Origin of the sequence: Metabacillus niabensis, from assembly GCF_020524345.1 — a bacterium.
Lineage (GTDB): Bacteria > Bacillota > Bacilli > Bacillales > Bacillaceae > Metabacillus > Metabacillus niabensis_B.
Genome location: NZ_JAIVLH010000009.1, coordinates 181,707 through 208,348 on the forward strand (window position 1 = coordinate 181,707; position 26,642 = coordinate 208,348).

At 33.8% G+C, this 26,642-nt stretch carries 35 protein-coding genes and 3 pseudogenes; 29 read left to right on the plus strand and 9 right to left on the minus strand.

The annotated features are described in order from the left end of the window. The first annotated feature begins 208 nt into the window (after positions 1 to 208). The 3 genes from cotE (at position 209) to mutL (ending at position 5,452) form a co-directional block, all read left to right on the plus strand. Positions 209 to 751 (plus strand): outer spore coat protein CotE, encoded by a 543-nt coding sequence (gene cotE / locus LC095_RS11795; RefSeq protein ID WP_026559268.1) that lies wholly within the window; start codon positions 209 to 211, stop codon positions 749 to 751. 163 nt (positions 752 to 914) lie between these two features. After that, positions 915 to 3,512 (plus strand): DNA mismatch repair protein MutS, encoded by a 2,598-nt coding sequence (gene mutS, locus LC095_RS11800; protein WP_226528353.1) that lies wholly within the window; start codon positions 915 to 917, stop codon positions 3,510 to 3,512. 38 nt (positions 3,513 to 3,550) lie between these two features. Next, on the plus strand, positions 3,551 to 5,452 hold the full coding sequence (mutL, locus tag LC095_RS11805; RefSeq protein ID WP_226528354.1) for a DNA mismatch repair endonuclease MutL: 1,902 nt from the start codon (positions 3,551 to 3,553) through the stop codon (positions 5,450 to 5,452). 362 nt (positions 5,453 to 5,814) lie between these two features. Here the strand turns inward: mutL and LC095_RS27245 are convergent, their stop codons facing one another. Next, positions 5,815 to 6,027: a hypothetical protein gene (locus tag LC095_RS27245; RefSeq protein ID WP_413467482.1), complete on the minus strand. Its 213-nt coding sequence runs from the start codon at positions 6,025 to 6,027 to the stop codon at positions 5,815 to 5,817. After that, positions 6,020 to 6,220 (minus strand): DUF3231 family protein, encoded by a 201-nt coding sequence (locus LC095_RS27250; protein WP_226528355.1) that lies wholly within the window; start codon positions 6,218 to 6,220, stop codon positions 6,020 to 6,022. The genes LC095_RS27245 and LC095_RS27250 overlap by 8 nt, the downstream gene beginning before the upstream one ends. 436 nt (positions 6,221 to 6,656) lie before the next feature. Here LC095_RS27250 and LC095_RS11815 point away from each other — a divergent pair, with 436 nt between their 5' ends. From LC095_RS11815 to LC095_RS11850, 9 genes and pseudogenes are all read left to right on the plus strand, one after another. Beyond that, complete coding sequence (locus LC095_RS11815) at positions 6,657 to 6,902, plus strand: spore coat associated protein CotJA (protein ID WP_226528356.1); 246 nt, start codon at positions 6,657 to 6,659, stop codon at positions 6,900 to 6,902. Beyond that, positions 6,899 to 7,159, plus strand: coding sequence for a spore coat protein CotJB (locus tag LC095_RS11820; RefSeq protein WP_226528357.1), 261 nt, complete (start codon positions 6,899 to 6,901; stop codon positions 7,157 to 7,159). Before LC095_RS11815 ends, LC095_RS11820 begins: the two co-directional genes overlap by 4 nt. A 20-nt stretch (positions 7,160 to 7,179) precedes the next feature. Beyond that, positions 7,180 to 7,749, plus strand: a complete 570-nt coding sequence (gene cotJC, locus LC095_RS11825; protein ID WP_078434270.1) for a spore coat protein CotJC — start codon at positions 7,180 to 7,182, stop codon at positions 7,747 to 7,749. Positions 7,750 to 8,039: 290 nt separating this feature from the next. After that, positions 8,040 to 8,234: pseudogene (locus tag LC095_RS27255) on the plus strand (reverse transcriptase domain-containing protein); the annotation flags it as partial. A gap of 547 nt (positions 8,235 to 8,781) precedes the next feature. Next, entirely contained in the window at positions 8,782 to 8,955 is a 174-nt protein-coding gene (locus tag LC095_RS11830) for a hypothetical protein (RefSeq protein ID WP_156931853.1), read from the plus strand. A 239-nt stretch (positions 8,956 to 9,194) separates the two neighbouring features. Beyond that, positions 9,195 to 10,139, plus strand: coding sequence for a tRNA (adenosine(37)-N6)-dimethylallyltransferase MiaA (gene miaA / locus LC095_RS11835; protein ID WP_319005794.1), 945 nt, complete (start codon positions 9,195 to 9,197; stop codon positions 10,137 to 10,139). A 38-nt stretch (positions 10,140 to 10,177) separates the two neighbouring features. Next, entirely contained in the window at positions 10,178 to 10,405 is a 228-nt protein-coding gene (gene hfq, locus LC095_RS11840) for an RNA chaperone Hfq (protein ID WP_026559264.1), read from the plus strand. Between the two features lie 340 nt (positions 10,406 to 10,745). Continuing rightward, entirely contained in the window at positions 10,746 to 11,702 is a 957-nt protein-coding gene (gene spoVK, locus LC095_RS11845) for a stage V sporulation protein K (RefSeq protein ID WP_226528359.1), read from the plus strand. A 116-nt stretch (positions 11,703 to 11,818) separates the two neighbouring features. Further along, entirely contained in the window at positions 11,819 to 12,169 is a 351-nt protein-coding gene (locus LC095_RS11850; RefSeq protein ID WP_226528360.1) for a hypothetical protein, read from the plus strand. Positions 12,170 to 12,206: 37 nt separating this feature from the next. Here the strand turns inward: LC095_RS11850 and LC095_RS11855 are convergent, their stop codons facing one another. Beyond that, positions 12,207 to 12,530: a hypothetical protein gene (locus LC095_RS11855; RefSeq protein ID WP_226528361.1), complete on the minus strand. Its 324-nt coding sequence runs from the start codon at positions 12,528 to 12,530 to the stop codon at positions 12,207 to 12,209. Between the two features lie 262 nt (positions 12,531 to 12,792). On the opposite strand from LC095_RS11855, the gene LC095_RS11860 reads away from it, so the two are divergent. Then, on the plus strand, positions 12,793 to 13,137 hold the full coding sequence (locus LC095_RS11860) for a hypothetical protein (protein WP_226528362.1): 345 nt from the start codon (positions 12,793 to 12,795) through the stop codon (positions 13,135 to 13,137). A gap of 87 nt (positions 13,138 to 13,224) precedes the next feature. On the opposite strand, the gene LC095_RS11865 is transcribed toward LC095_RS11860, so the two are convergent. Then, complete coding sequence (locus LC095_RS11865) at positions 13,225 to 13,854, minus strand: trimeric intracellular cation channel family protein (RefSeq protein WP_026559260.1); 630 nt, start codon at positions 13,852 to 13,854, stop codon at positions 13,225 to 13,227. 218 nt (positions 13,855 to 14,072) lie between these two features. On the opposite strand from LC095_RS11865, the gene hflX reads away from it, so the two are divergent. The 4 genes from hflX to glnA all read left to right on the plus strand — a co-directional run bounded on the left by hflX (position 14,073) and on the right by glnA (position 18,528). Further along, positions 14,073 to 15,344 carry a GTPase HflX gene (hflX, locus tag LC095_RS11870; RefSeq protein ID WP_226528363.1) on the plus strand — a complete coding sequence of 424 codons (1,272 nt, stop codon included), beginning with the start codon at positions 14,073 to 14,075 and terminating at the stop codon, positions 15,342 to 15,344. 3 nt (positions 15,345 to 15,347) lie between these two features. Further along, entirely contained in the window at positions 15,348 to 16,622 is a 1,275-nt protein-coding gene (locus LC095_RS11875) for an aminotransferase class I/II-fold pyridoxal phosphate-dependent enzyme (RefSeq protein WP_226528364.1), read from the plus strand. Positions 16,623 to 16,728: 106 nt separating this feature from the next. Further along, positions 16,729 to 17,130 carry a MerR family transcriptional regulator gene (locus LC095_RS11880; protein ID WP_226528365.1) on the plus strand — a complete coding sequence of 134 codons (402 nt, stop codon included), beginning with the start codon at positions 16,729 to 16,731 and terminating at the stop codon, positions 17,128 to 17,130. Between the two features lie 63 nt (positions 17,131 to 17,193). Continuing rightward, the gene (gene glnA, locus LC095_RS11885) at positions 17,194 to 18,528 is read left to right on the plus strand and encodes a type I glutamate--ammonia ligase (protein ID WP_226528366.1); all 1,335 of its coding nucleotides are present in this window, start codon (positions 17,194 to 17,196) and stop codon (positions 18,526 to 18,528) included. Between the two features lie 113 nt (positions 18,529 to 18,641). Here glnA and LC095_RS11890 read toward each other — a convergent pair whose 3' ends face one another. Together LC095_RS11890 and LC095_RS11895 are read right to left on the minus strand one after the other, a co-directional pair. Then, complete coding sequence (locus tag LC095_RS11890; RefSeq protein ID WP_226528367.1) at positions 18,642 to 18,800, minus strand: hypothetical protein; 159 nt, start codon at positions 18,798 to 18,800, stop codon at positions 18,642 to 18,644. A gap of 14 nt (positions 18,801 to 18,814) precedes the next feature. Then, entirely contained in the window at positions 18,815 to 19,078 is a 264-nt protein-coding gene (locus LC095_RS11895) for a LexA family protein (RefSeq protein WP_226528386.1), read from the minus strand. A 192-nt stretch (positions 19,079 to 19,270) separates the two neighbouring features. On the opposite strand from LC095_RS11895, the gene LC095_RS11900 reads away from it, so the two are divergent. From LC095_RS11900 to LC095_RS11925, 6 genes and pseudogenes are all read left to right on the plus strand, one after another. Continuing rightward, positions 19,271 to 19,459: a hypothetical protein gene (locus LC095_RS11900; protein WP_226528368.1), complete on the plus strand. Its 189-nt coding sequence runs from the start codon at positions 19,271 to 19,273 to the stop codon at positions 19,457 to 19,459. A gap of 60 nt (positions 19,460 to 19,519) precedes the next feature. Beyond that, positions 19,520 to 19,803, plus strand: a pseudogene (locus LC095_RS11905) (hypothetical protein). Further along, positions 19,796 to 19,996 (plus strand): hypothetical protein, encoded by a 201-nt coding sequence (locus tag LC095_RS11910; RefSeq protein WP_226528369.1) that lies wholly within the window; start codon positions 19,796 to 19,798, stop codon positions 19,994 to 19,996. The pseudogene LC095_RS11905 and the gene LC095_RS11910 overlap by 8 nt, the downstream one beginning before the upstream one ends. A 125-nt stretch (positions 19,997 to 20,121) precedes the next feature. Beyond that, a complete protein-coding gene (locus LC095_RS11915; RefSeq protein ID WP_413467483.1) occupies positions 20,122 to 20,415 on the plus strand; it encodes a hypothetical protein in 294 nt (97 codons plus the stop codon). Between the two features lie 123 nt (positions 20,416 to 20,538). Further along, positions 20,539 to 20,778 (plus strand): hypothetical protein, encoded by a 240-nt coding sequence (locus tag LC095_RS11920; protein ID WP_226528370.1) that lies wholly within the window; start codon positions 20,539 to 20,541, stop codon positions 20,776 to 20,778. Positions 20,779 to 20,886: 108 nt separating this feature from the next. After that, positions 20,887 to 21,033: pseudogene (locus tag LC095_RS11925) on the plus strand (peptidoglycan-binding domain-containing protein); the annotation flags it as partial. A gap of 164 nt (positions 21,034 to 21,197) precedes the next feature. On the opposite strand, the gene LC095_RS11930 reads toward LC095_RS11925, so the two are convergent. Beyond that, positions 21,198 to 21,683, minus strand: coding sequence for a hypothetical protein (locus LC095_RS11930; RefSeq protein WP_226528371.1), 486 nt, complete (start codon positions 21,681 to 21,683; stop codon positions 21,198 to 21,200). Positions 21,684 to 22,184: 501 nt separating this feature from the next. Next, positions 22,185 to 22,805, minus strand: a complete 621-nt coding sequence (gene lexA / locus LC095_RS11935) for a transcriptional repressor LexA (RefSeq protein WP_226528372.1) — start codon at positions 22,803 to 22,805, stop codon at positions 22,185 to 22,187. Positions 22,806 to 22,959: 154 nt separating this feature from the next. Here lexA and LC095_RS11940 point away from each other — a divergent pair, with 154 nt between their 5' ends. The 6 genes from LC095_RS11940 (at position 22,960) to LC095_RS11965 (ending at position 25,966) form a co-directional block, all read left to right on the plus strand. Continuing rightward, complete coding sequence (locus LC095_RS11940; protein WP_226528373.1) at positions 22,960 to 23,271, plus strand: LysM peptidoglycan-binding domain-containing protein; 312 nt, start codon at positions 22,960 to 22,962, stop codon at positions 23,269 to 23,271. Between the two features lie 34 nt (positions 23,272 to 23,305). Next, positions 23,306 to 23,968, plus strand: a complete 663-nt coding sequence (locus tag LC095_RS11945) for a recombinase family protein (protein ID WP_226528374.1) — start codon at positions 23,306 to 23,308, stop codon at positions 23,966 to 23,968. 119 nt (positions 23,969 to 24,087) lie between these two features. Beyond that, positions 24,088 to 24,318 (plus strand): DUF896 domain-containing protein, encoded by a 231-nt coding sequence (locus tag LC095_RS11950; RefSeq protein ID WP_078434216.1) that lies wholly within the window; start codon positions 24,088 to 24,090, stop codon positions 24,316 to 24,318. Positions 24,319 to 24,476: 158 nt separating this feature from the next. Then, entirely contained in the window at positions 24,477 to 24,926 is a 450-nt protein-coding gene (sirA, locus tag LC095_RS11955) for a sporulation inhibitor of replication protein SirA (RefSeq protein WP_026559251.1), read from the plus strand. Positions 24,927 to 25,013: 87 nt separating this feature from the next. Beyond that, positions 25,014 to 25,232 carry a YneF family protein gene (locus LC095_RS11960; RefSeq protein ID WP_026559250.1) on the plus strand — a complete coding sequence of 73 codons (219 nt, stop codon included), beginning with the start codon at positions 25,014 to 25,016 and terminating at the stop codon, positions 25,230 to 25,232. A gap of 353 nt (positions 25,233 to 25,585) precedes the next feature. Next, positions 25,586 to 25,966, plus strand: coding sequence for a PH domain-containing protein (locus tag LC095_RS11965; RefSeq protein ID WP_226528375.1), 381 nt, complete (start codon positions 25,586 to 25,588; stop codon positions 25,964 to 25,966). Positions 25,967 to 26,156: 190 nt separating this feature from the next. On the opposite strand, the gene LC095_RS11970 is transcribed toward LC095_RS11965, so the two are convergent. Further along, a complete protein-coding gene (locus LC095_RS11970; protein WP_226528376.1) occupies positions 26,157 to 26,342 on the minus strand; it encodes a hypothetical protein in 186 nt (61 codons plus the stop codon). Between the last annotated feature and the right edge of the window lie 300 nt (positions 26,343 to 26,642).

The following is a 26,642-nucleotide window of genomic DNA, read 5'->3' on the forward strand; positions in this document are numbered from 1 at the left end:
TTCTTCAACAGAAAAATAGGCCATTATTTTCTTATTATCCATGCACCTTTTTTTATTTTTAGGCACATATTCTGTCACCCTAGCATACAATGTACTATACGTTACGGGTATTGGCGTAACATGTCATGAATTCATTTAATTACTTAGCACATCTGTTATTAGCCTAGCATAGGATTAAATGAAGATTTATTGAGGAGGGTATGCTCGAATGTCTGAATACAGAGAAATTATAACGAAAGCTGTTGTTGCAAAAGGACGTAAATTTTCACAATGCACACATACGATTGCACCATCGCAAAAACCAGCGAGCATTTTAGGTGGCTGGATCATCAACCATAATTATGATGCTCAAAAGAATGGCAGAACTGTTGAAGTAGAAGGTACTTATGATATTAACGTATGGTATTCTTACAACGAAAATACAAAAACAGAAGTTGTAACAGAACGCGTAGAATATGTTGATATTATAAAATTAAGATATAAAGATGATAATTTTCTTGACGATGAGCATGAAGTTATCTGTAAAGCACTTCAACAACCGAATTGCCTGGAAGTGACAATTTCACCTAATGGAAATAAGATTATCGTTCAAGCAGAACGCGAACATCTCGCTGAAGTTATTGGTGAAACAAAAGTATGTGTTCATGTGAATCCCGAAGGCTGCGAAGATGATGAAGATTGGGAAGAAGAATTAGATGACGAGTTTGAAGATTTAAATCCGGAATTTTTAGTTGGAGATGTAGAAGAATAACTAGGGGGAAAGCAACCTCCTAGTTTTTTAGTGTTTAATACATAATAATAAGAGGATTATTTACGTAAATTCCCTTTTAGTCAATATCACAGCAATTTGTCGATTTATGTTATAATGGAATGTATGAAAAAATGCACGTTAACTGTGGTATTGGAGGTTCAACATGGCTACTTATACGCCGATGATACAGCAATATTTAAAGATTAAGGCAGATTATGAAGATGCCTTTTTATTTTTTCGCTTAGGAGATTTTTATGAAATGTTCTTTCAAGATGCAATCTCTGCATCACAAGAACTAGAGATTACATTAACTAGTCGTGACGGTGGTGGTGAAGAAAGAATTCCAATGTGTGGAGTTCCTTACCATTCTGCACCAAACTATATAGAACAGCTTATATCAAAAGGATATAAGGTGGCAATTTGTGAGCAAACAGAGGATCCTAAACAGGCTAAGGGTGTAGTAAGAAGAGAAGTTGTCCAACTGATCACACCTGGAACTGTGATGGATGGAAAAGGCATTCAGGAAAAAGAGAATAACTATATTGCTTCGATATCAGTTTTTGGAACTCAATTCGGGTTAGCTCTTAGTGATCTAACAACAGGCGAGAACCTGGTGGCACTCTGCATGAGCTTTGATGAACTACTCAATGAAATATATTCTGTTGGTGCTAAAGAGATAGTCATGTCAAATGACTTACAGGAACAATGGAAAAAACAATTAATTGATCGATGCCAAGCAACCTTGTCCTATCAGTCCGAATCCTTAATTCATGACAATTTTAAACCATTAGTAAGGGATGTAAACGATGAACGGCTTGTTTCAACATTTGCAAAACTTATCACGTACCTTGAACGGACTCAAAAGCGCAGTCTTGATCATTTACAAAATGTAAAAGTGTACTATCTTCAAGATGCAATGAAAATAGATTTGTTTTCAAAGCGAAATCTTGAATTAACTGAAACTATCCGCTCAAAAGGAAAAAAAGGTTCCCTTTTATGGCTCTTAGATGAAACAAAAACAGCGATGGGTGGCAGATTGTTAAAACAATGGGTAGACAAGCCTCTAGTTAGTCGAGAGCAGATAGAAGAACGGCTGAATATTGTTGATACTCTTATCGACCACTACTTTGAGAGAGAAGATTTAAGAGCATTGCTTAAAGAAGTATATGATCTTGAAAGATTAGCGGGACGAGTTGCGTTTGGTAATGTAAATGCCAGAGATTTAATACAGTTAAAAAAATCCTTGCAACAAGTTCCTTTCATTACGGAACTTTGTTCTGGATTACAAAATGAACACTTTGCTTTAAGAAAACTCGATGCTTGTAATGATTTAGCGATACTTCTTGAGGATAGTATTATTGATCATCCACCTCTTTCTATTAAAGAAGGTAATATCATTAAAGATGGATATCATCATCAATTGGATCAATATCGTGATGCCAGTCGTAATGGAAAAACATGGATTGCTCAATTAGAGCAGCAAGAGCGTCAAAAAACAGGAATTAAGTCATTAAAGATTGGTTATAACAAAGTATTTGGCTATTATATCGAAGTAACACGAGCAAATCTTCATCTTTTGGAAGAGGGCCAATATGAAAGAAAACAAACTTTGTCAAATGCTGAGCGATTTATTACACCAGCACTTAAGGAAAAAGAATCACTTATTTTAGAGGCTGAAGAAAAAATAGTAGAACTGGAATATCAACTATTTGTAGAAATTCGTGAGAATGTCAAGCAATTTATTCCTAGATTACAAGAATTGGCTAAACGCTTAAGTGAACTAGATGTTTTACAATGTTTTGCTACAGTCAGTGAAAATCGTCATTATTGTAAGCCGATATTTTCAACTAATAACGAGTTATTTATAAAAGCTGGTCGTCATCCAGTTGTTGAAAAGGTGATGGACTCTCAAGAATATGTAGCAAATGATTGCTATTTCAGTCAGGAACGCCAAATGCTTCTCATAACAGGACCAAACATGTCAGGTAAGAGCACGTATATGCGTCAAGTTGCATTAACAGCGATATTAGCACAAATTGGATGTTATGTCCCTGCTTCTGAAGCAGTGCTACCGATTTTTGATCAAATCTTTACGAGAATAGGGGCAGCAGATGATCTCATTTCCGGTCAAAGTACATTTATGGTGGAAATGCTGGAAGCGAAAAATGCAATTGCCCATGCAACATCTCAAAGTTTAATCCTTTTTGATGAGATTGGAAGAGGCACATCGACCTATGATGGGATGGCACTTGCCCAAGCAATTATTGAACATATTCATGAACATATTGGTGCAAAAACATTATTTTCAACACATTATCATGAGCTAACAATTCTTGAAACACAGTTAAGTTCATTAAAGAATATTCACGTAAAAGCGATTGAAGAAAATGGGAAAGTTGTTTTCCTTCACAAAATCGAAGAAGGTGCAGCTGATAAAAGCTATGGTATTCATGTGGCTGAGCTTGCTGATCTTCCACCTTCACTCATACAGCGTGCAAAACAGATATTAACCGAATTAGAACAAGATCGCTCAGAAACAACAACATTGCCAAAAATGAAAAAAGCAGTTATAAAAGAGGATTCTCTAACAGATTCACAGCTTTCTTTATTCCCTGATGAAAAAGTTGTACTGGTAAAAGAACCTGTTTTGTCTAAAAAGGAGAAATCAGTTCTTGACCTTTTAAAATCGATGAACCTGCTGGAGATGACACCTCTTGATGCAATGAATGAGCTTTATCAGTTACAGAAAAAAATTAAATAGTTTTAAAGAAACGATCATAATATAAAGGCGGTGAGAACATGGGGAAAATAATACGTCTTGACGATATGCTTTCAAACAAAATCGCTGCCGGTGAAGTAGTAGAGCGACCTGCATCTGTTGTGAAAGAATTACTTGAAAATGCAATAGATGCAAATAGTACAATTGTTGAAATTGATATAGAAGAAGCTGGCTTAAGTAAAATACGAATTGTTGATAATGGAGACGGAATTGAGGCAGATGATTGTCTTAATGCTTTTCATCGTCATGCTACAAGTAAAATTAAAGATGAAAATGACCTGTTCCGTATAAGAACATTAGGTTTTAGGGGAGAGGCATTGCCTAGTATTGCCTCTGTTTCGTTATTGGAAATGAAGACAAGTACAGGTGAAGGTGCTGGTACTCACCTTATTTTATCCGGCGGGAAAATTGAAAAACATGAGTCAACCTCAAGCAGAAAAGGAACGGATATCTCAGTAAGAAATTTATTTTTTAATACACCTGCTAGACTAAAATATATGAAAACCGTACACACAGAGCTAGGAAACATTACAGATATCGTCAATCGAATTGCCCTTGCACATCCCGAGGTCTCCATTCGACTAGTTCATAATGGCAAGAAGCTTCTTCATACAACTGGGAATGGTGATGTTCGGCAAGTCTTATCTTCAATCTATGGCCTTTCAATAGCAAAAAAAATGAAAAAACTATCGTTGGAATCATTAGATTTTGAGATTAATGGCTTTTTAGCATTACCAGAAATGACTCGAGCTTCGAGAAATTATATTTCAACAATAATTAATGGTCGTTTTATTAAAAATTATCCATTAGTAAAAGCGATTCAACAAGGGTATCATACATTACTTCCCATTGGTCGTTTTCCTATCGTTTTCTTAGAAATTAACATGGACCCGTTACTTGTAGATGTTAATGTGCATCCTTCAAAACTTGAAGTTCGACTCAGTAAGGAAGCGGAGTTAAATGAATTAATTACAAATGGAATAAAGGATGTTTTTAAGCAGCAACAGCTTATTCCGTCAGTTGAAACTCCAAAAACAAAAGTAATAAAGCCAACAGATCATCAACAACAATTCACATTTGAACATCATGCAGAAGCAGTGACGAGAACAGAGCCAAGGTTTTATGATACAGTGAAAAGTTCCTTTGTGAAAGAAACGACGAACAGCCAGCCCATCCAGGCAGAACCGTTATATCCATTGGATAATAGTGAAATGGAGCAAGACCATGATGAAAAAGAAACAGAAGCACATGAAAATGTTGAACATGTTTCAGAGGTTGAGCCTACTCAGAATGTAGAGCCGGAAATAAATGAGGATGAAGTAGTTTTCGAGCAAGAAAATCGTGTTCCTCCTCTATACCCCATCGGTCAAATGCATGGAACGTATATATTAGCGCAAAATGATCAAGGTCTTTTCATCATTGATCAACATGCAGCACAAGAACGAATCAAGTATGAATTTTATCGTGAAAAAGTTGGTCAAATTCAGTCTGAGGTACAAGAGCTTTTAGTTCCATTAACATTTGAGTATTCGAATGATGAAGCGATGATTATTGAAGAACATTTAGAAACTTTATCTGGTGTTGGGATTTTCTTAGAACCATTTGGTCGTAATAGTTACATTGTCCGTTCACATCCACAATGGTTTCCAAAAGGTGAAGAAGCTGAAACAATTGAAGAGATCATACAACAAGTTCTTGATGAGAAAAAAATTAATATTAAAAAACTTAGAGAAGAAGCAGCCATTATGATGAGTTGCAAAGCCTCCATTAAGGCAAATCATCATTTGAGAAATGATGAGATTTTTGCTTTGTTGGAGACGTTAAGAAAGTCTACTGATCCATTTACATGTCCTCACGGCCGCCCGATTATTGTTCATTATTCTACTTATGAAATGGAAAAGATGTTTAAGCGTGTGATGTGATTTATAAAAGATAAGATCCTTGATATATAGGGGTTTTATCTTTTTTAGTGTTTTCGCAAAGAGGTCAAATTTAAATAATATTCTTTTCCTTGTAGTTTTTTATAATCAATTGATTGAAATGGTTTTTCCATCCAGTTATTGCTAAATAACATGTTTTATTCCATTTGTCATATATTTTAATACCTCAGCTTTTAGAATCGTATACTCAAATGCATTATCACTTCTCATACTTGTAGCAATACCAAGCCCAGTACCCCCTTTTGTAATAGAATGGAAAGGAGCTCTAATGCCAACATTAGTTTATTAGAAAAAGGTGCAATTGTACTATTTGTTATATTTGAATCCCAAGGATACGGTGGCCATTAAATTTGTAATACGATTGTATAAGTCTGAACTTTCGGTAATAGTCGATAAGTGAAAAAATCTTTTATGGCCATACCATTTATACTAGTTCCTTTTCGAGCAAAATGTTCTAGAAATCTTAGATAATATATATCCGAGAATAACTTAGGGACATTGTTGACTAAATCGGCTTTTGTGAAACCAATGGGAATAGGAATTTTTTTCTTAATCAAAAATATTGTTAATAGTATTAATATGACTTTTAAAAAGAGGTTTCGAATGGATAATTAATTCTTCTGTTTCTTTTTCTTCAACTACTGATGAAAAAAATTCCATCGTACATTGGTTCATACTATCAAGACTAAATGAGCTCCATAAATTTGATAATTCAGATGAAGTTATGTTAGGTGTATTTTTATCCTCCAACTAAGATTTTACATATTCCTTATATTTTCAAGAAAACAATAATAGTATAAATGTATAGCTTAAAACAAGAAAAACAGCCTGCAACTAAAGCGGATATTCAAAAACTTATTCTACTGATTGAAAAGGGTCACATAATTAATCAGCAAAATCAAGATTTGAACCAGAATAATATTTTCTCAGAAACGTTAAAAGAAAATTCTTCCCAACAACCAAGTCAAAATAATTTACAGTAAAAAGGTCATGAAACGATAAATTTCATGACCTTTTTTTCTATATAGGGGAATTCAATATTTTAAATAGACAATTCGCGTTGAAGAGTGAATTACTAAATACAATTTATTATAAGATTTTATTTTGTATATTTTATTGATTAACATGATCAGTTTTAATGATGCATATGATATTGATAAGGTCTTTTTAAAATAGGAGGTCTACGATGAACAGTAATAAATCAACATATACTTCTATAAAAGAGTATAAACCTTTTCATGGCTTGTATGACCCGTGTAGTCCAATTGGATTAAAGTACTACTCTACTCCTCCAAATTTATATATAGGATTTCAACAACCAAATATGAAACAATTTTCTCCAACAGAAGCCTTGAAAAAAGGAACATTGTGGCCAGCATTTTGGGATTATTATGAAAACCCATATAAAGCAAAAAAGAGGGATCAAGCATGAAAAAATTACCTCAAAAATATTACGAAGATTTAGAAGAAATTCAAGCTATTGACTTCGTCCTTGTTGAATTAACTCTTTATTTAGATACACATCCTGATGACCAGCAGGCTATGGTGCAATTTAATCAATATGCTCAATACTCAAAAAAATTAAAAGGGAATTTTGAAGCAAAGTATGGCCCTCTACAACAATATGGTAATAGCTATACAGATGCGAATTGGAGTTGGGGAACAACTCCGTGGCCTTGGCAAATATAGTTTAAGAAAGGGGAGAGTTTATGTGGTATTATGAGAAGAAATTACAATACCCAGTTAAAGTCAGCACTTGTAACCCTACTCTTGCTAAATATCTCATGGAACAATACGGAGGAGCAGATGGAGAATTAGCAGCTGCATTACGCTATTTAAATCAACGTTATACAATTCCTGATAAAGTTGTGGGATTATTAAATGATATAGGCACAGAAGAATTTGCCCATTTAGAAATGATAGCGACAATGATTTATAAATTAACAAAAGATGCTACACCTGAGCAATTAAAAGAAGCTGGATTAACAGAACATTATGTTAATCACGACAGTGCACTTTTTTACAGTAATGCTGCTGGTGTCCCTTTTACTGCGACTTATATCCAAGCGAAAGGAGATCCGATTGCTGATCTCTATGAGGATATAGCAGCGGAAGAAAAAGCAAGAGCTACATATCAATGGTTAATAGACATTTCAGACGATCCTGATTTAAATGATAGTTTGAGATTTTTAAGAGAACGTGAAATTATACACTCACAACGTTTCCGTGAAGCTGTCGAAATATTAAAAGAAGAAAGAGATCGAAAAAAAATTTTTTAATAAGAATGAAAATATAGCTGTATAATCAATCTGTTTAATGTATGATTAGTAGAATTGCTTTATAAAAAAATTACGATTTTAATTAATTTTTATGAAAGTGTATACGTAAAACTATTATGTTTAGTTATATTAGGTAAAACCTTTTAAATAATAGGTTTTGCCTTTTTTGTGGTCCAGGCATATTTATCAACTATTCGGTGAAAGTCTGTTATGGGCAATAGGATATACGAACAATTTTAGTTGAAAGCAGGGTTATCCATGGTGACGTTTATATCTGAAGGAAGCATCTAGACAAACCCACGCTCAAATTAATCAGAGGGTATCTTCATCATTGGATTATGGCGTATCAGTAAATCGTGAAGGTACACCACAAGGCGGTCCATAAGTCCATTTATAAGTAATATCATTCTAAATGATTGGATAAAGAGTTGGAGAAAAGAGGTAACCGATTTATTAGATATGCAGACGTTAGTAACAACTACGTATAAAGTCACAAAGTCTATAAAGCATGTCGACGGAAAGAATGGAAGTAAGTTCGTACGAAATTAGAAGAACCTTATCAAATAAGGTATTCCAAAGATTGATGTATAGAATAATGCAAACTCTAGAAAAGTTATTGGAGAATGTCTAATACACTTATTTTAGATTGTCCATTACCAATTGAATACTGGAATAGAATAGGTCTTAAATTTTTGTCAGTAGTCCTTTCATAACCTTTCGTGGCGCCGTATACCGAACGGTAAGTATGGTTGCATGAGAGGTCGGCGCCGTGAGGGGAAACCTACTCGATTTAATGTTTAGAAACTTTAAAAATTCTTTGAACTGTGGATAAGTGGGCGACATTCAACGCCAGCGCCTAGCCAATTTAGAGCTGAAGGCAAGAACTCTTCTGGTCAAAATCATCTTATCTAGCCTAGGCTGTTCAAGGTGTTTCCGCTTTAGTTCTTAATTGGATAAAACAAGTTTTTTTCTAATTTTTAACGAACTGAACAGGTAATGGATGAATATAATACCGAAAAAGGAGGAATTGTCATGTTAATTGAACTAATTATTTACATGATGATTGGAATCGTCTTCTCATTTTATAAATATAGGAAAGTTAATAGTATTAAGGCAATTTTCACAATCCTTTTTTGGCCATTTGTCCTGTTGGATTCTTATATTGAACTGGTACAAAAAATTAAATATAAAAGCAGGAAGCGATAAGTCCTCATTATGAGGACTTTTTATTTTGGGATTTAGGATTGAATTCCTTCTTTAGTTAGCATGATACTAAAATTTTTTATAAAACTCATAGGTATTTAACTATAATATTATTATGTAAACTATTAATCGATTTTCTTCCTATGTTTACAATTGTGTTAAAACGGCAACAATAAACTGGTGTTCCATTGATTCCCATGTTAAGATGATGAACGTAGAATCTATTTGCTTTGAAAGAGTGGTTGTGTTTGGAAAGAAAGAAACTAGTTGTCATTATTGGACCAACAGCAGTTGGTAAAACTAAACTTAGTATTGAAATTGCCCATCGTTTAAACGGTGAAATAATTAGTGGTGATTCAATGCAAATTTATAAAGGAATGGACATTGGTACAGCTAAAATTACCAATGAAGAAATGGAAGGAATTCCACATCATCTCATTGATATTAAGAAACCTGATGATGCTTATTCAGTAGCCGAATTCCAGGAAACAGCCAGACTTTTAATTAATGAAATTACGGATAAAAACAAGATGCCCATGATAGTTGGAGGGACAGGCCTCTACATACAATCTGTACTATATGACTATCAGTTTACGGAGGCTCCATCTGATCCGGAATTTCGAAAAAACCTTGAATTGGAACTAAATAAAAAAGGTGAGCAGGCAATTCATCAATTATTAGCTCAAGTTGATCCTGAATCAGCCGAGAAGATCCATCCGAACAATACAAGAAGAGTGATAAGAGCACTTGAAATTTTTCATTGTACAAAAATTCCAATGCATGAGCATCTAAAACAACAAGAAAATAATTTGTTATATGATGTGGCTCTTATTGGGTTAACAATGGATCGTGATCTCCTGTATCAGCGTATAAATGATCGAGTAGATATAATGGTTGAAAATGGCCTTATTGATGAAGTGAAAGGTCTTTATAATCAAGGTCTGCGGGATACACAATCAATCAAAGCAATTGGATATAAAGAAATATATGATTATTTTGATGGGAAAGTATCGTACAATGAAGCACTGAATCAGTTAAAACAAAATTCCAGGAGATATGCAAAACGGCAATTAACATGGTTTCGGAACAAAATGGATGTAAAATGGTTTGATATGACACCACCGATAAAAAACGAACAAATGGTGGATGAAATTTTTTTATACATAGCAGGAAAGCTTCAACTTTAATCGAATTAAAAGGTATAGAGAAAAGAGGAGGACGAAACATGAAGCAATCAATTAATATTCAGGATCAAGTACTTAATCAATTACGTAAAGATGGCACATTTGTCACTGTTTTTTTACTTAATGGCTTTCAATTAAGAGGTCTTGTTAAAGGCTTTGATAATTTCACTGTATTATTAGAAACAGAAGGAAAACAACAACTAATTTATAAACATGCAATATCTACTTTTTCGCCACAAAAGAATATTCAAATTGAGCTGGAGCAGTAATAAAGAAAAGGAGTTGATGATACATTCATCAACTCCTTTTCTTATTTATCTATCCTTCTACCGCAAAAAGTCCTCATTTACTTGCATGTCCCTTCATACATTTTATATAGAATCTTATAGCTTAGGTTGTAACTTGAAAATATCAGCATATAAATAAAAGGAATAAATATTTCTTGGGAAAGCGCAAAAAGCAACAAGATTCTTGTATTTTCGTAATTAATCAACAGTTCTTTTATTTTGGATCTTAATAAACTTGTCGAAATAAATAGCTTAATAGAGGCTAGTTGATGGAGTAATAAAGCCTTTTCTTTATTCGGAGCAGATTGTGAGGTGGACATCTATGGAACGGGATCAAGCAGTCACATACAAGACAAATGGACAGATAAACATTATTTTAAATAATCAGTCAAAAGAAAAGATAGAAGTTAGTCCTTCTTCTTATGATTTAAAAATTCCAAGGCTTGAGGTTAAACATGCGGTCCTAAATGAAATAGAAGAAGAAATGAGTTCCCTTGTTGGTATGAATGAGATGAAGAGAATGATAAAAGAAATATATGCGTGGATCTTTATTAATAAAAAACGTGAAGAGCAAGGACTAAAAGCGGGCAAACAAGCACTTCATATGATGTTTAAAGGTAATCCGGGGACGGGTAAAACAACTGTAGCTAGACTAGTAGGAAAGTTATTTTTTCAAATGAATGTCCTTTCAAAAGGCCATCTTATTGAAGCAGAAAGGGCTGATCTTGTTGGTGAATATATCGGTCACACTGCACAAAAAACAAGAGATCTCGTAAAAAAGGCCCTAGGCGGTATACTGTTCATTGATGAAGCTTACTCCCTTGCAAGAGGTGGAGAGAAGGATTTTGGTAAGGAAGCAATAGATACATTAGTAAAACATATGGAAGATAAGCAGCATGATTTTGTCTTAATATTAGCTGGATATCCTCGTGAAATGGAACATTTTTTATCATTGAATCCGGGTTTATTGTCAAGGTTTCCACTAGTTGTTGATTTTCCGGATTATTCGGTTGATGATTTAATGGAAATCTCGAATTTAATGATGGCAGAAAGAGAATATAAGTTTCATCAAGATGCAGCTATGAAACTGAAAGAACATTTAATGAGTGTTAAATCAGTAACGCACCCCTCAAAGTTCAGTAACGGTCGTTATGTTCGAAATATAATAGAAAAGTCGATTCGATCCCAAGCCATGAGGTTATTATTATCCGACAGGTACCATAGAGAAGATCTCTTGACAATAAAAAGTCAGGATTTAGTCATTTCAGATGAGAATTGATCCTACACCAGCAGGAAAAGTAGCTTGAGCTTCCTGTTGTTTTTCTTTAATTCTGAATATATCTATCATATATCGTTCTAATTGATGAGACTTTTATTGTTTTAATGGAGGTAATGATGAAAACGAAGGTTACTTTATTAATCATTCTAGTTGTGATATTAATCACGTTATCGATCGTGCTAGTGTATCCTTTTCCAAAAGGAGGAGAAACAAAGGAAACTGCAGCTATTTCCGATCCCTTGGAAAATTACAAAACCCTTACATACATCATTACAGAAGTTGATGGAAATCAATACTTCGGGGAATCTGTTGATGGAAAGTCAAAAATACATTTTCACCGTGATCGTGTAAAATATCCCATAACCGATTCAATAAAAGTTCACGATAAAATTTTAGCTTATGTTGAGTCTGAAAATCATATTGATGGTATTGTTAAAGTTGAGAAAATTGAAGAAGAGAAGGATTAAAAAAGATAGCCTCCGATGTGAAGGCTATCTTTTTTAATTATTTCTCATATGGAATATACTGACGATCAGGTGTCATTTCCTCTGATTCTATTTCAGTATTCATCTCATTTTTTACAGTATTTTGCTGTAGTGATTGTTGACTATTCACTGATTGGTCTGGAAGTTGTGAAGGTTTTTTTGCATTGAAAAAACCTCTTCCACTTTCAGGATTTGAAATAATCCCTAGTGTAACAAGGATCCCTAATATAGATGTGACATATGTTTCCCAACTAGTGAGGTCAATTTGAAGGCCTAAGTCTTTAAAAACCATATATAATACAGATGCAACAGACATCCATAATCCATAATTTTTCCATTTCAAATTTCTTTCACACCTTTTTAAAGACTTTTTTAATAAGTTATTCTGGTGTCTTAAAAATGTGATTGTAATTACTTTACACGGGTTAAGTGTAAAGGGTTAGCGTATATGTATAACTATTAAAGAATAACAATGCAAAGTGATATGAAATCAGCATAGAAGATTAAGTGTTTAATCGAAAAAAGCTATTGAATACAATTTTGGTAACGCTTTCAAAATAAGTCCTCCGATGTTAGAATACAAAGTATAAGAAGGAGTGATCAGAATGAGTGATAACAAATTATTTTTAGAAGAGTTAAAGGATCTTGTAGAAAATGGATTGTCACTTAATGAATATAGAGTTAATGGATTAGTTGAAAAATACAATAAAAATCCGTTTTTAATTATACAACTTTATCAAATAATTGTAAAAAATTATCGTGTGCTTCCTTTATTAATTGATATTGAGTCAGCAATTTATGAATATATTGTGGATGAGGAAATGTCAAATGATAAAACATTTTATGGAGCTACGTTATATGTGGCAGATATGTTTGATACAACGCAAACATATATTAAATGTAAGATAAATCAAACAAAAAAAGCACCAAACAGGCTGTTAAGTGCTTAAGAGATATAATGGCAACTCTACAAATATTGAGTTGCCATTATTGTCTTCAATGTACTGTTACAAGATCAACTCATAGTCGGGAATTTTTCATCCTGCCATGGTATTTTTATTTGATGGCACATGAAATCTCCGGTTCGGTAGTCTCCATTTATATGTATAGGAAAGAACTCGAAGAACGACAATGAGAAGAAAAAGGATATACAATTCGTATGATTGATCTACTACTTTGAATCCGATTAAAAAACCGGCTATAATCGCCCAAAATGCATATATTTCAGCCCTTAGAACTAGAGGTTTTCGACCTGCTAATAAGTCTCTAACTATCCCTCCGCCACTTCCGGTTAAAACAGCTGCAACAATGGTTGCGCTAATGGGATGCTCCATCTCAACAGCGTATAAAGCACCTTGTATAGCAAATGCAGAAAGACCGATAGCATCTGTTAGGTTTCCCCATTTGTGCCAGTGTTGTAATAGACGATGTGGAAATAAAAAAACCAATGTCATTGCAAAAAGAGCGATTTGAAATAATAGCCCTTGTTCCCATAAGGCTGAAATAGGAACCCCAATTAATAGATTACGGATAGCACCACCACCAAAAGCGGTGACAATTCCTAAAATATAAACACCTAAAATATCATATTCCTCTTCCATTGCAACAATAGCGCCACTTATAGCAAATGCGATGGTGCCAATTATACTTAAAACTTCCCAAGTCAATGTCCATTCCTCCAGGTTGCTCTTTTTATAGCTCAGACAATTTTAAATGGGAAATAAGCTAAAGGTCAATGTTTTTTTGTTAGATTTAGTTCCAATCTACTTGAAACCTCCGGAATACATTTGAAGGAATTATGTATATACTATAGAAATAATTAGTGAACAACGTGAATATTTGGTATGATTAGATTGCTAAAATAGCGTAAGGGAATGGTTTTTTATTGAAAAATACAGTAGATTCACTTAAAGAAAAGGTTATATTGGCTGGGTGTCAGTTACAAACAATGGAAGATGAACACTTTCAATATTCGATGGAGGAGCTCGCTTCATTAACAAAAACGGCAAACGGTGAAGTTCTCATTCAATTAACTCAAAAAAGAGAGAGACCGCATCCTGCTACATATATTGGAAAAGGAAAAGTTGATGAATTATTAAACCTTGTGGAAGAACTTAGTCCTGATATAGTGATTTTAAATGATGAACTGTCTCCAAGTCAGCTTAGAAATTTATCTGAGATATTAAATACAAGAGTTATCGACCGTACACAGCTGATTTTAGATATCTTTGCTCAACGTGCAAAGTCTAAAGAAGGAAAACTTCAAGTAGAATTGGCACAGTTACAATATATACTCCCAAGATTATCAGGTCAAGGAATTGCCCTTTCACGTCAAGGGGGAGGAATTGGTACAAGAGGACCCGGTGAAACACAATTGGAAACGGATCGTCGACATATCCGAAATCGGATTAATGAAATCAAACAACAACTTTCAACTGTTGTTCGTCACAGAAATCGTTACCGGGAGCGTCGTAAGAAAAACCAGGCGTTTCAAATAGCGTTAGTAGGTTATACAAACGCAGGAAAATCAACGATTTTTAACCGTTTAACAACAGCAGGAAGTTTTGAAGAAAACTTATTGTTTGCTACATTGGATCCGATGACTCGTAAGGTATTGTTACCTTCTACATATCAAGCACTTATAACAGATACTGTCGGGTTTATTCAAGACTTACCAACAACTCTTGTTGCTGCCTTTCGCTCTACATTGGAAGAGGTTAAAGAAGCAGATCTTATTTTGCACGTAGTGGATAGCTCAAACGACGACTATTCAAACCATGAAAAAACCGTTTATAAACTATTGGATCAACTTGAAGTCTCGGATAAGCCAATTTTAACCGTATATAATAAGAAGGATCTCACTCCTAATTCATTTGTACCTTCTCCCTCTGAGGACTATGTAAAAATCTCAGCCTTTAATGAAAAAGACCTGGAATTTTTATTAGCTAAGGTTGAAACGGTTGCTAAGAATTCTATGAAACATTACTCTGTTCTTGTGCCTTCAAATGAAGGGAGACTGATTTCCCAATTAAAAACAGAGTCATTAATTGAACAAATACGATTTATTGAAGAAAGTGAAATGTATGAAATTGATGGTTTTGTTCTTCCTGAACATTCCATTCATTCACAACTAGAGAAGTATAACGGAGAGGGTTAAAAGATGTATGATTTTTTGAAATATGGTAACAAGCTGTCACCAATTGTTGGAAAAGTGGAAAAAAAGATACAACCTATTCATTTAGAGATAGACCAAATAAGTGAATTGAATCAGTTCAAGGTTTTAAAAAGCTTTCAACAGCATAGAGTGAGTGACTCTCACTTTATCCCAACTACAGGCTATGGCTATGATGATATCGGAAGGGATACGTTAGAGAAAGTATATGCTGACGTGTTTGGTGGTGAAGCAGGATTAGTTCGACCACAAATAATTTCAGGTACTCATGCCATATCCATCGCGTTGTTTGGAGTATTAAGACCAGGTGATGAACTTCTTTATATCACAGGTAAGCCATACGATACACTTGAGGAGATTGTAGGAATAAGAGGTAGTGGGATTGGTTCATTAAAAGAATTTCAAATCGATTATCAAACTGTAGAATTAAAGAAAGATGGAGCAGTTGATTTTGACGCAGTAAAACATGCTGTAACAAATAAAACTAAAATGATTGGAATTCAAAGATCAAAAGGGTATGCCACACGACCATCTTTTACGATAGCCGAAATAAGTGAAATGATAAAGTTTGTTAAATCATTAAAAGAAGATATTGTCATTTTTGTAGATAACTGCTATGGTGAATTTGTAGAAGAGTTAGAACCCTGTCATGTTGGCGCTGATTTAATGGCTGGCTCACTGATTAAAAACCCAGGTGGTGGACTTGCTAAAACAGGTGGTTATCTTGTTGGTAGACAAGATTTAATCGAAGCATGCTCGTATAGAATGACATCTCCGGGAATCGGAGCTGAAGCTGGTGCTTCACTATATAGTCTGCAGGAAATGTACCAGGGATTCTTTTTAGCTCCTCATGTTGTGGGACAAGCTTTGAAGGGAGCAGTATTTACTTCAGGCTTTTTAGAGGAACTAGGTTTAAAGACAAGCCCGAAGTGGGACAGTACGAGAACTGATTTAATACAGTCTGTTCAGTTTGATGATCCAGACATGATGGTCGCCTTTTGTCAGGCAATCCAATATTCTTCACCAATTAATTCTCATGTAACCCCATACCCGAATTATATGCCAGGGTACGAAGATGATGTCATCATGGCGGCAGGCACGTTTATTCAAGGAGCCAGCATTGAGTTGTCTGCAGATGGTCCAATTCGAGCACCATATGTTGCTTATGTACAAGGCGGCCTAACATACACTCATGTGAAAATTGCGGTTTGTTCCGCAGTAGATTCCTTAATAGATAAAAAATTAATCTCGATTGTTAGTTAACTACCAATATAGATATCGAATTATATGTTATGTAAGCTGACATTTGATTGACACATAATGTTACATAGGTTATAATGAAATTAGTTAACTAAAAGGAGCGAATAACATGAGTGATAATATTCGACGCTCAATGCCCCTATTTCCTATTGGAATTGTTATGCAGCTCACAGATTTATCTGCAAGACAAATTCGTTATTATGAAGAAAATGAATTGATCTTTCCAGCTAGAACGGAGAGCAATAGAAGATTATTTTCTTTTAACGATGTAGATAAATTATTGGAGATTCGTAATTTGATTGAACAGGGTGTCAACTTAGCGGGAATAAAAGAGATTTTTTCTCGCAATAGCTCACATAATGAAGAAAAACAAGAGCAACCTAAAACAGTTGAAAAACCTGATATAAGCGATTCAGAATTACGAAAGCTTCTTAAATCAGAGCTCATGCAAGCAGGTCGTTTTAATCGACCTACATTAAGACATGGAGACATGTCGAGATTTTTCCACTAATTAATGTAGTAGCAATGAAAAATTGAATATAAACTTTTTGAAATTGGAGAGGAGATTTTAAGGGTGGCTAAATATTCAAAAGAAGATATAGTGAGTTTGGTAAAAGAAAATAATGTAAAATATATCCGTTTGCAATTTACGGATATTCTTGGAACGATCAAAAACGTTGAAATCCCAACAAGTCAGCTTGATAAAGCACTGGACAATAAAATGATGTTTGATGGTTCTTCAATTGAAGGGTTTGTACGTATTGAAGAATCTGATATGTATTTATATCCAGATTTAGATACATTTGTAATTTTCCCTTGGACAGCTGAAAAAGGAAAAGTAGCACGTTTTATCTGTGATATCTATAATCCGGATGGAACGCCTTTTGCAGGAGACCCTCGTAACAATTTACGCCGTCTTCTTTCTGAAATGGAAGAACTTGGCTTTACTGATTTCAACTTAGGGCCAGAACCAGAGTTTTTCTTATTTAAATTAGATGCAAAAGGTGAGCCGACTTTGGAGCTTAATGATAATGGCGGATATTTTGACTTAGCACCGACAGATCTTGGTGAAAATTGCCGTCGTGATATCGTTCTAGAATTAGAAGAAATGGGCTTCGAAATTGAAGCTTCTCACCATGAAGTGGCACCGGGACAACATGAAATTGATTTTAAATATGCCTCTGCTATTAAAGCATGTGATGACATTCAAACATTTAAGCTAGTTGTTAAGACAATTGCTCGCAAGCATGGTTTGCATGCTACATTTATGCCAAAACCTTTATTTGGTGTTAATGGTTCTGGTATGCACTGTAATTTATCTTTATTCAGTAAAGGTGAAAATGCATTCCTAGATCCTAATGGAGACTTGCAATTAAGTGATACTGCAAGACAATTTATTGCAGGAATAATCAAGCATGCTCCTGCCTTTACAGCAGTGACAAACCCAACGGTTAATTCATATAAACGTCTTGTACCTGGTTATGAAGCACCTTGTTATGTTGCTTGGTCTGCGCAAAATAGAAGTCCATTAATTCGTATTCCGGCATCTCGCGGCCTAAGTACACGTGTTGAAGTACGTAGTGTTGACCCTGCAGCAAACCCTTATTTAGCAATGAGTGTTTTATTAGCAGCTGGTCTTGATGGAATTAAAAACAATCTTGAAGCTCCAAAACCAATTGACCGCAACATTTATGTTATGTCAAAAGAAGAGCGTGTTGAAAATGGTATCGTGGATTTACCTGCAACATTAGCTCAGGCACTAGACTTATTAAAAGCTGATAGCACAATGAAACATGCATTAGGTGAGCACCTATTTGAACACTTCATTGAAGCGAAAGAAATCGAATGGGATATGTTCCGTACTCAAGTTCACCCATGGGAAAGAGAACAATACATGTCAATGTATTAATAACATGAAGCCTTGATACCACTGGTATTGAGGCTTTTTTTATTGTTTGTTCGAACTGAGATACTGGAAGCGAGGTTTTGATTTGACCAAAATTTGACCAAAATAATTTTGGTTTATATATCTAATTCAATAATGTTGTTCATGTATTCCTCATATTGATTAATGCGTATTTGGTCAAGATTTTTACTGATATGAGAATATATAAGTGAGAAAGGATTTTTGTATGAGATTCTATATTCCCACTTATCTCCACGCTTACGAAATGTAGCCAATATTAACACTCTCCTTATTCAAAAATTCTTCCTGATTGAATTATTTTTCCTAAAATATGAATTTTATTTGCAGGGACTAATTGAGGTTGCATAGATGGATTTGATGGGTTAAGAATACACATTTCTTCCTCACATTTCACTCGTTTTAAAGTAGCTTCCTCACCATTAACTGCCACTACTGCAATATCAGAAGAAGTTACTTCTGGTTGTTCCACCACTACTAAAGTGTCGCCATTGTAAATACCATCACCAATCATACTATCCCCATTAACTCGTATTTAGCAAGAATTTCAAGAGAGAGAGCGGTTTTTGCGGCTCAATCAGCAGACTTTCAAGAGAGATTACAAAATGTATTACAACAATGTGAAAGCTGAAAATGAAGAATTGAAAAAAGAGATTGATAAATTAAGAAATCAAACTAAAAACAAGTAGTAAAGCACAAACTAGTAAAATAAGAAAGGTGATTTTTTATGAAGGTTAACATAATTGAGCATAGTGGGGAAGTTCATGTAACCGAGGTAGCTTCTTTTGATCCATTAGAAACATTCAATCAATTAAAAGAAGCTCAAAACAATGAATCAAGTGATCATGTAGTGCTTATCGGAAGTGTAATCATTGATTCAAGAAGTGTAAAATCAGTTGCTCCAGCGACAGAATAACTCATTAAACCTAGTCTCTATGGCTAGGTCTTTTGTATTTTATGAAAGGTTTTGATGACATTGACAATAGAAGTAGAGATATTAATTGCAGCATTTGAATTGGTAATTAGTTATCGAGTTTACCAACTCAATAGAACAAAATCAGTTAAAGATGACGTACAAGAAAGGGCAGAATTAAAAGTTGAACTAGGATATATCCGTAGGGTGTAGATAATATTCTCCTTGACTTAAAAGCTAAAGAAATACAATTGAATGATCACAGCGAACGAATTACAAGGGTTGAGGAATCTGCAAAGCAAGCACATAGGCGATTAGACACTATTGAAAATAAGGGATATGCTTAAATATGAAAAAGGATATTGTTACTTTATTAGGTGGATTTTTAACAGCTCTATTAATGTTTTTTGGAACAATTGGGATTTCTTTTGGTTCACAAAAGAAAGTATTGATGCTTTTGGTGTTCTGGTAACAGCTACTGTTGCTTTAGATATTAATATTTTTGCTGTTTGGAAGAAAACATATGTAAAAACAGATTAAAAATCAAAAAAGAAATCGAAAAGGAAGCGGGAGAACAATGACTTACCCAATTACTAGAGAATATATAAAACATGGAAATGCAAGAAGCGGAAAGTAGATTAATAAAGTTCGATTTATTGTAAGTCATGACACTGGAAATGCTGGAAGTACAGCGCACAATAACAAAGATTACTTTAACAAGCATCAACCTTCTGCAAGTGCGCATGGTTTTATTGATGAAAAGTACATCTAAAAAAATTATTCCTCTTGATGAAAAAGCTTGGCACGTTCAATATAATAAGCCGTATGATAATCGTTTATTTGGTGATGATGCGAATGATTGCGATTGCGCTATTGGTGTAGAGCTTTGTTACGGTGGTCCTATAGACTTCACAGAAGGTTATAAACGTTTTGTTTGGTATCACATGCAATTTGTGTAAAAAATTCGCTTTGAATCCTCGTAAGGATAATGTGGGACATTACAAGTTTGATTCAGAAAGGAGAAGCGATCCTATTAATGCATTTAGTATGGGACCACTTGTGATCAATTCATTAATGATGTTGTGAAAACAATGAACGGCAGCAGTAAAACGATTGATCGAAAAGAGCAAGTGAAATCCGAGGTCGTTAAAAATCCTGCAATAACAGATAAGAAAGGATATATCGATAATTTTCAAAAATGGTTAAATAATAACTATCGTACTGGATTAGTAGTTGATGGTTTATATGGTACGATAACAAAAAAAGCGGCAATAAAAGGGCTACAAACTGAATTAAATACTCAATTTGGAGCTAAAAAGTAGATGGAATCTTTGGCAAAAACACCAATAATGCGTTAAGAACAGTCAGAGAAGGCGCTAGAGGTTCTATCACACGCATTATTCAAGGTATTCTGTCGTGGTTATGTTCCTAAAGGATTTGATGGTATTTTTGGGAATGATTGTGAAGCAGCAGTAAGGGAATTCCAAAAGGATAATGAATTATCTGTTGATGGTATTGTTGGAAAAAACACATGGAAAGCATTAACCGGAGATAAAGCAGATTATTGCATTAATTAAAAATGCCCTTTCTAATTGGAGGGGCTTTTTAGTGTTTAAAAAAATTATCAATCCAACTTCGTCATATGGCAATATATCACTTTCCCAGCCACATAAGTTACATAGAACTCAAGCCATTGAGTTAATAACTAAATTCCTAGCCCAAAGCAATTTAATAACCTTTATTATGTCTTTTTTCGAATTAGCTTTAAATGCCAAGGTAACCAAAAACCAAAAACAATAATAAATACAGGTATTGACCACCAAGTTTGCCATCCTTTTAATTTCATATATCCAACTTGAACAAGCAGCCATTCAGATAAGGAAGACAAAAGCGTAAACAAAGTAACATATATCCATTTATTTTTTTCTTTTAAATGGTTAAGAAATATTACTGCATAACAAGATGGGATGATACCATAACTTATCAAGTCACCAATGCCTTCTTGCTCTGGATCACGTCCTAAATCAAAAGCATCAAAGTAATTTAACATTAAGAACATATCTATCATTACTGCTACATATCCAACCGTACCAAAAATAAGGTAAATTTCTCTCCAAGTTAATCGTTTCGGCATAAAAAGTATGTAAATCAAAGAGATAATACATAAAGTGAATGGAAACCATATACCCTCTGCTGATAAATCTAAGTTTTGTATGAATTTTTCCATGATTTGTCTCCTTTAGAACGTAAATCTAAATCTTATGTCCTACTTATTATTATTAATTATTAAGTTGCTATACCAAAAAGGTAAATTTTTATAAAGCCCTTCCTTTATGGAGGGGCTAGTTTTTTTATATGTGCTCTTCTTGTTCAATTAACGGTAATAAACATAAGTATAATTCACTGTATATAAACTGATACTATTATCTATACATAGGAATACCTTAAAAATAAGGAGAAGATAGTAAATGAACCATAATCCTGATTTAACTGCATCAGAACTAGGGAACATATGGGCATCTTTTATGTCTGATCCGTGTTTCTACTATTATAAAATTATCTCTATATAGTGTATTTTAGATATCAATTATGTTCCGTACTCAAGTTCACCCATGGAAAGAGAACAATACATGTCAATGTATTAATAGATATTAAAAGCCTCGACTATTGTTGAGGCTTTTTTGTATTTATATATAAAACAAGAAAAAGCTTATCTTTTAAGATAAGCCTAGTGTACTGTGCGATAAACGCCAATTACTTTACCTAAGATACTTACATTTCGTAAAATGATAGGTTCCATAGTAGAGTTTTCAGGTTGCAGACGAATATAATCTTTTTCTTTGAAAAATCTCTTACATGTCGCTTCGTCGTCTTCTGTCATAGCGACAACAATATCACCATTGTTTGCGGTCTGTTGCTGGCGAACAATCACTAAGTCGCCATCTAAGATACCGGCTTCAATCATACTTTCACCCATAATTTCTAGCATAAAGACATGTTCATCTTCCGAAATATAGCGATCTGGTAAAGGGAAATACTCTTCTACATTTTCGATAGCAGTTATAGGAAGCCCTGCAGTGACTTTTCCGATAACCGGAACATTTATCACGTTACTCTTTGGAATATGGGGTGTTTCTTCTTCTAAAATCTCAATTGCTCTAGGTTTTGTTGGGTCCCTTCTAATTAATCCTTTGGATTCTAATCTAGCTAAATGTCCATGGACAGTTGAACTTGATGCCAGACCTACTGCTTCACCAATTTCACGGACAGAAGGTGGATATCCTTTCTTTTGGACCTCATCTTTTATGAAGCTTAATATATCTTGTTGTCTTTTTGATAGTTTTGTCATCCTCTGTGACACCTCGGATCCTCTAATTTATGTTTATTATAGCATCATTTACCTATATATACAAACATAAGTTCGAAAAAACGCTTGACTAGAACAGTTGTTCGTCCTATACTTTAAATATAAATACGAACAAATATTCTTATGGGGTGTTATTATGAAAAAAGAATCTTTATCTTACATACTAGCTTTTTTTGTTGTTCTATTTGCCATTACAGCAGGAATTACTTATACAAATAAAACAGACAGCTTAGAGAATTATCATCAAGTAGAAATTAAAGAGGGTGATAGTCTCTGGTCGATTGCAGATCAGTTTCAAGAGAAACATAGTATTTCGAAACAGGAGTTTGTCAAATGGGTTCAGGAAAAAAATCATATTCATTCAACTACCATAGCTCCAGGGGACATCGTTTTTGTACCAATACAAAAGGAAGAAATCCATCAATTTCAACAGATAGCGAGCGAATAAAACAACTAAGAATGAACTGATAGGTGTGACAGAAATGAAAACAATTATTTATTGTCGTGTTAGTACAGAGAAAGATACACAGGATACTTCAATTGATAGACAAAAAGAAGAGCTTCTTTCACTAGCGGAGACTCATAGTATGGAGGTTATTAAAGTAATAGAAGAAAGACATAGTGGATATGATGTTGATCGTGATGGAATTATTGAAGCGCTTGAATTGTTAAAAGACAAGAAAGCCTCTGTATTATTAGTTCAAGATGATACTAGGTTAGGACGAGGTCACGCTAAAATTGTACTCTTACATGAAATAAAGAAATTTGATGCTACAGTATTCACTTTAAATGAAAAAGGTGAACCTGAATTATCCGAAACAGATTCAATGATACTGAGTATTCTTGCAACAGTGGAAGAATTTCAAAGAAAAATGACAAATTACAAGATTAAAAGAGGGATGAAGAGAGCGATAGAGAATGGTTTTAATCCTCAGGATAATTTAAAGAATCAAGAGCAAGGAGGAGGACGTGAGAAGATCGAGGTACCAATTGATGAAATTATTAAACTAAGAGATAAGAAGCTAACATTTCAGGAAATAGCAGCAACACTGAGAGGTTTAGGATTTGATGTTAGCAAAGCAACAGTCCATAGAAGATACAAAGAGCACCACGAAATAACTCATCCAAATTTGGATGATACATAAGTATAGAAAGTTGTTATTTTCTTCTCTATTTAGTATGATGACTTTTGTGGAAATGCTTATATTCTATAATTATTTACACAATGTGTGAAGTATATTCTAATAATGTGAGGAGTAAAATGATGTTACCAAAATCTAAAATAGATCGAATAAATAAATTATCTAAGAAATCAAAGACAGAAGGCTTAACGGATAAAGAAAAAGTTGAACAACAGGCTTTACGTAGAGAATATTTAGATGCTTTTCGCTCTTCAATGAAAACTACACTTAAAGGAGTTACAGTTGTTGATCCAAACGGGAATGATGTAACACCTCAAAAAATCAAAAATGAGAGAAGGAAAGATCTTCACTAAAAACAGGAGGAGGACTATTATTCCTCCTGTTTCTTATTGAAACCAGATTCTAACTAGAGCTGTTCGACAAAAATAGTGGCTTCTCTCTCCAGTTTAAGACAATTATTTCTTTTGACTTCTTATATAATTAGAGAAATAGAATGGTTGGGGAGAGTGAAATGGTGAGACACTATTATATTTATTTAATAGAAGAAGAGTTTGCAAGTCACTATTTTGGGCGGGAATCTAAAATCTACCATCTGTTTCAAGACTTTCACTGGACAACAGCTCGTTCAGCTCATGGAAGTACAATTGAAAAACAAATTCAGTATATTTCTAAACCAATACCAGCTTTATTTATACATCAATTACTAGGAACTCATTTATCAAAACGTACAGATTATCAAATGTTCCATCATATACATAAAATTGCTTTAAAAGGAAATGTTGGAAACGCTACCCTCATTGTGAAAAATCGGCATCTTGAACTTTCTTCTGATGGAAGTTTTGAGGCAGAAACAATATTTTTTGAAGTATTAAGAAAGTTTGATCCTTGTTTTTTAGCAATGGATTTTAAAGGTGAAAGATATGGGTGGTTGAACCCTATAAAAGAAAGAAATTTTGGCTGAAAAAATAGAGAAATTATAGTTCAAATGTTGTATAATTGCTATGGATTTAGTACACTGTAAGATAGACAACATGAAGGAGGAAAACCAATGGAATTATGGGTTGTTATTCTAGTAGGCATTCTAGCTCTACTTGCTGGAGTTGCACTAGGATTTTTCATTGCGCGTAAATATATGATGAATTACCTGAAGAAAAATCCACCAATTAACGAACAAATGCTAAAAATGATGATGATGCAAATGGGAATGAAACCATCCCAAAAGAAAATTAATCAAATGATGTCCCAAATGAACAAAATGCAAAAATAAGAAAAACGTTAGTATAACAAGATAACATGTTCTTGTTTTGATATATATTATGCGTATTCTTTCATGAAAAAGGACAATTTGTTTTTTTATTGAAATTTTGATCTTATTTTTGCTATATTTTTCATTAGACCAATCCAAAACCACTTATTTTGTTGGAAACTAAACCAATAAAGGGTGGTTTTTATTGTTCCTGTTTTTCTTTAAATGATAATACTATTTTGATTCTGTCATTCTCTAACCAGTACAATAATATCAATGAATATTCTGAATGAGGCTTAAAACATAATACTTAGGAATAAAATAACCATGTAAAGAAGGAAAGATTTCTAATCATTTAAATATTGGAGGTTTATATGGGTATTTTAGATGGGTTAATGGGGAATGTTTCAGAGGTTGATATTAAATCTGTGGAAAAAGAATTAGAGTTAGTAATTGTTGAAAATGAAAAAGTTGAAAAAGCTTATAAATTAATCCGTGATTTAATTGTTTTCACCAATACTCGTTTAATTCTAATCGATAAGCAAGGAGTTACTGGTAAAAAGATTGAATATCACTCTATTCCTTATAAGAGTATTACACATTTTAGCGTAGAGACGGCTGGGAGTTTTGATTTAGATGCAGAGTTAAAGATCTGGATATCTAGTACGGCAAATCCAGTTTCGAAACAATTTAAAAAAGACAATAGTATCTATGATGTGCAAAGAGCAATAGCAACGTATGTATCAAAAATATGAATGAACTAGAAGTTTTAATTATCCTGCCTAGTTGAAATTCCTATTTTTAGTTTAATTAATCACTTTTTAGAATTTCTAAAAGGTAAGAACATGATACAAGTACAAAAACGCATTCAATTGATTGCGGTTTGTATAGTTGTTAGCACGTATGTAAAAAGGGAAAGTACTCAAGGAGTACTTTCCCATACTTCTATTTACTAAACAAATTTCTAATACCATAATAAATAAGCACAAGTGAGAATATTAGAATCGCTAATACACCAATTATTGTTGTAACAGGTTCGATACTAGCTAGAAATGTATCTGCTAAAGGAATTCGAATAAGTGCAAAACCACTGATAATTGTTGCTAGGAATAAGAAAATCCGACTATTCATGGTTTTTCCTCCCTCCTAATGGATTGTTAGATTATATGTCTAAATTATGGTTATTATACATATCTAAAGACGTATTTTTTAATGGGAAAATAATCGTTAAGATACTAAAAATAGGGAATTTGTAGATACGGTCAAACCTATTGGTTAAAATAAAAAAAGCACGTTTAATGTGCTTTTTCATTTTGGCGTGCCCAGCAAGCCGTTAATTGCTAATTGGTGAAAGTCCAATCCGAGTAAGTGCCAAGACGCTCGGTAGCTGACAGGCAACTGGTGGAGAAATCCTAAGGTTGAAGCCCTGTG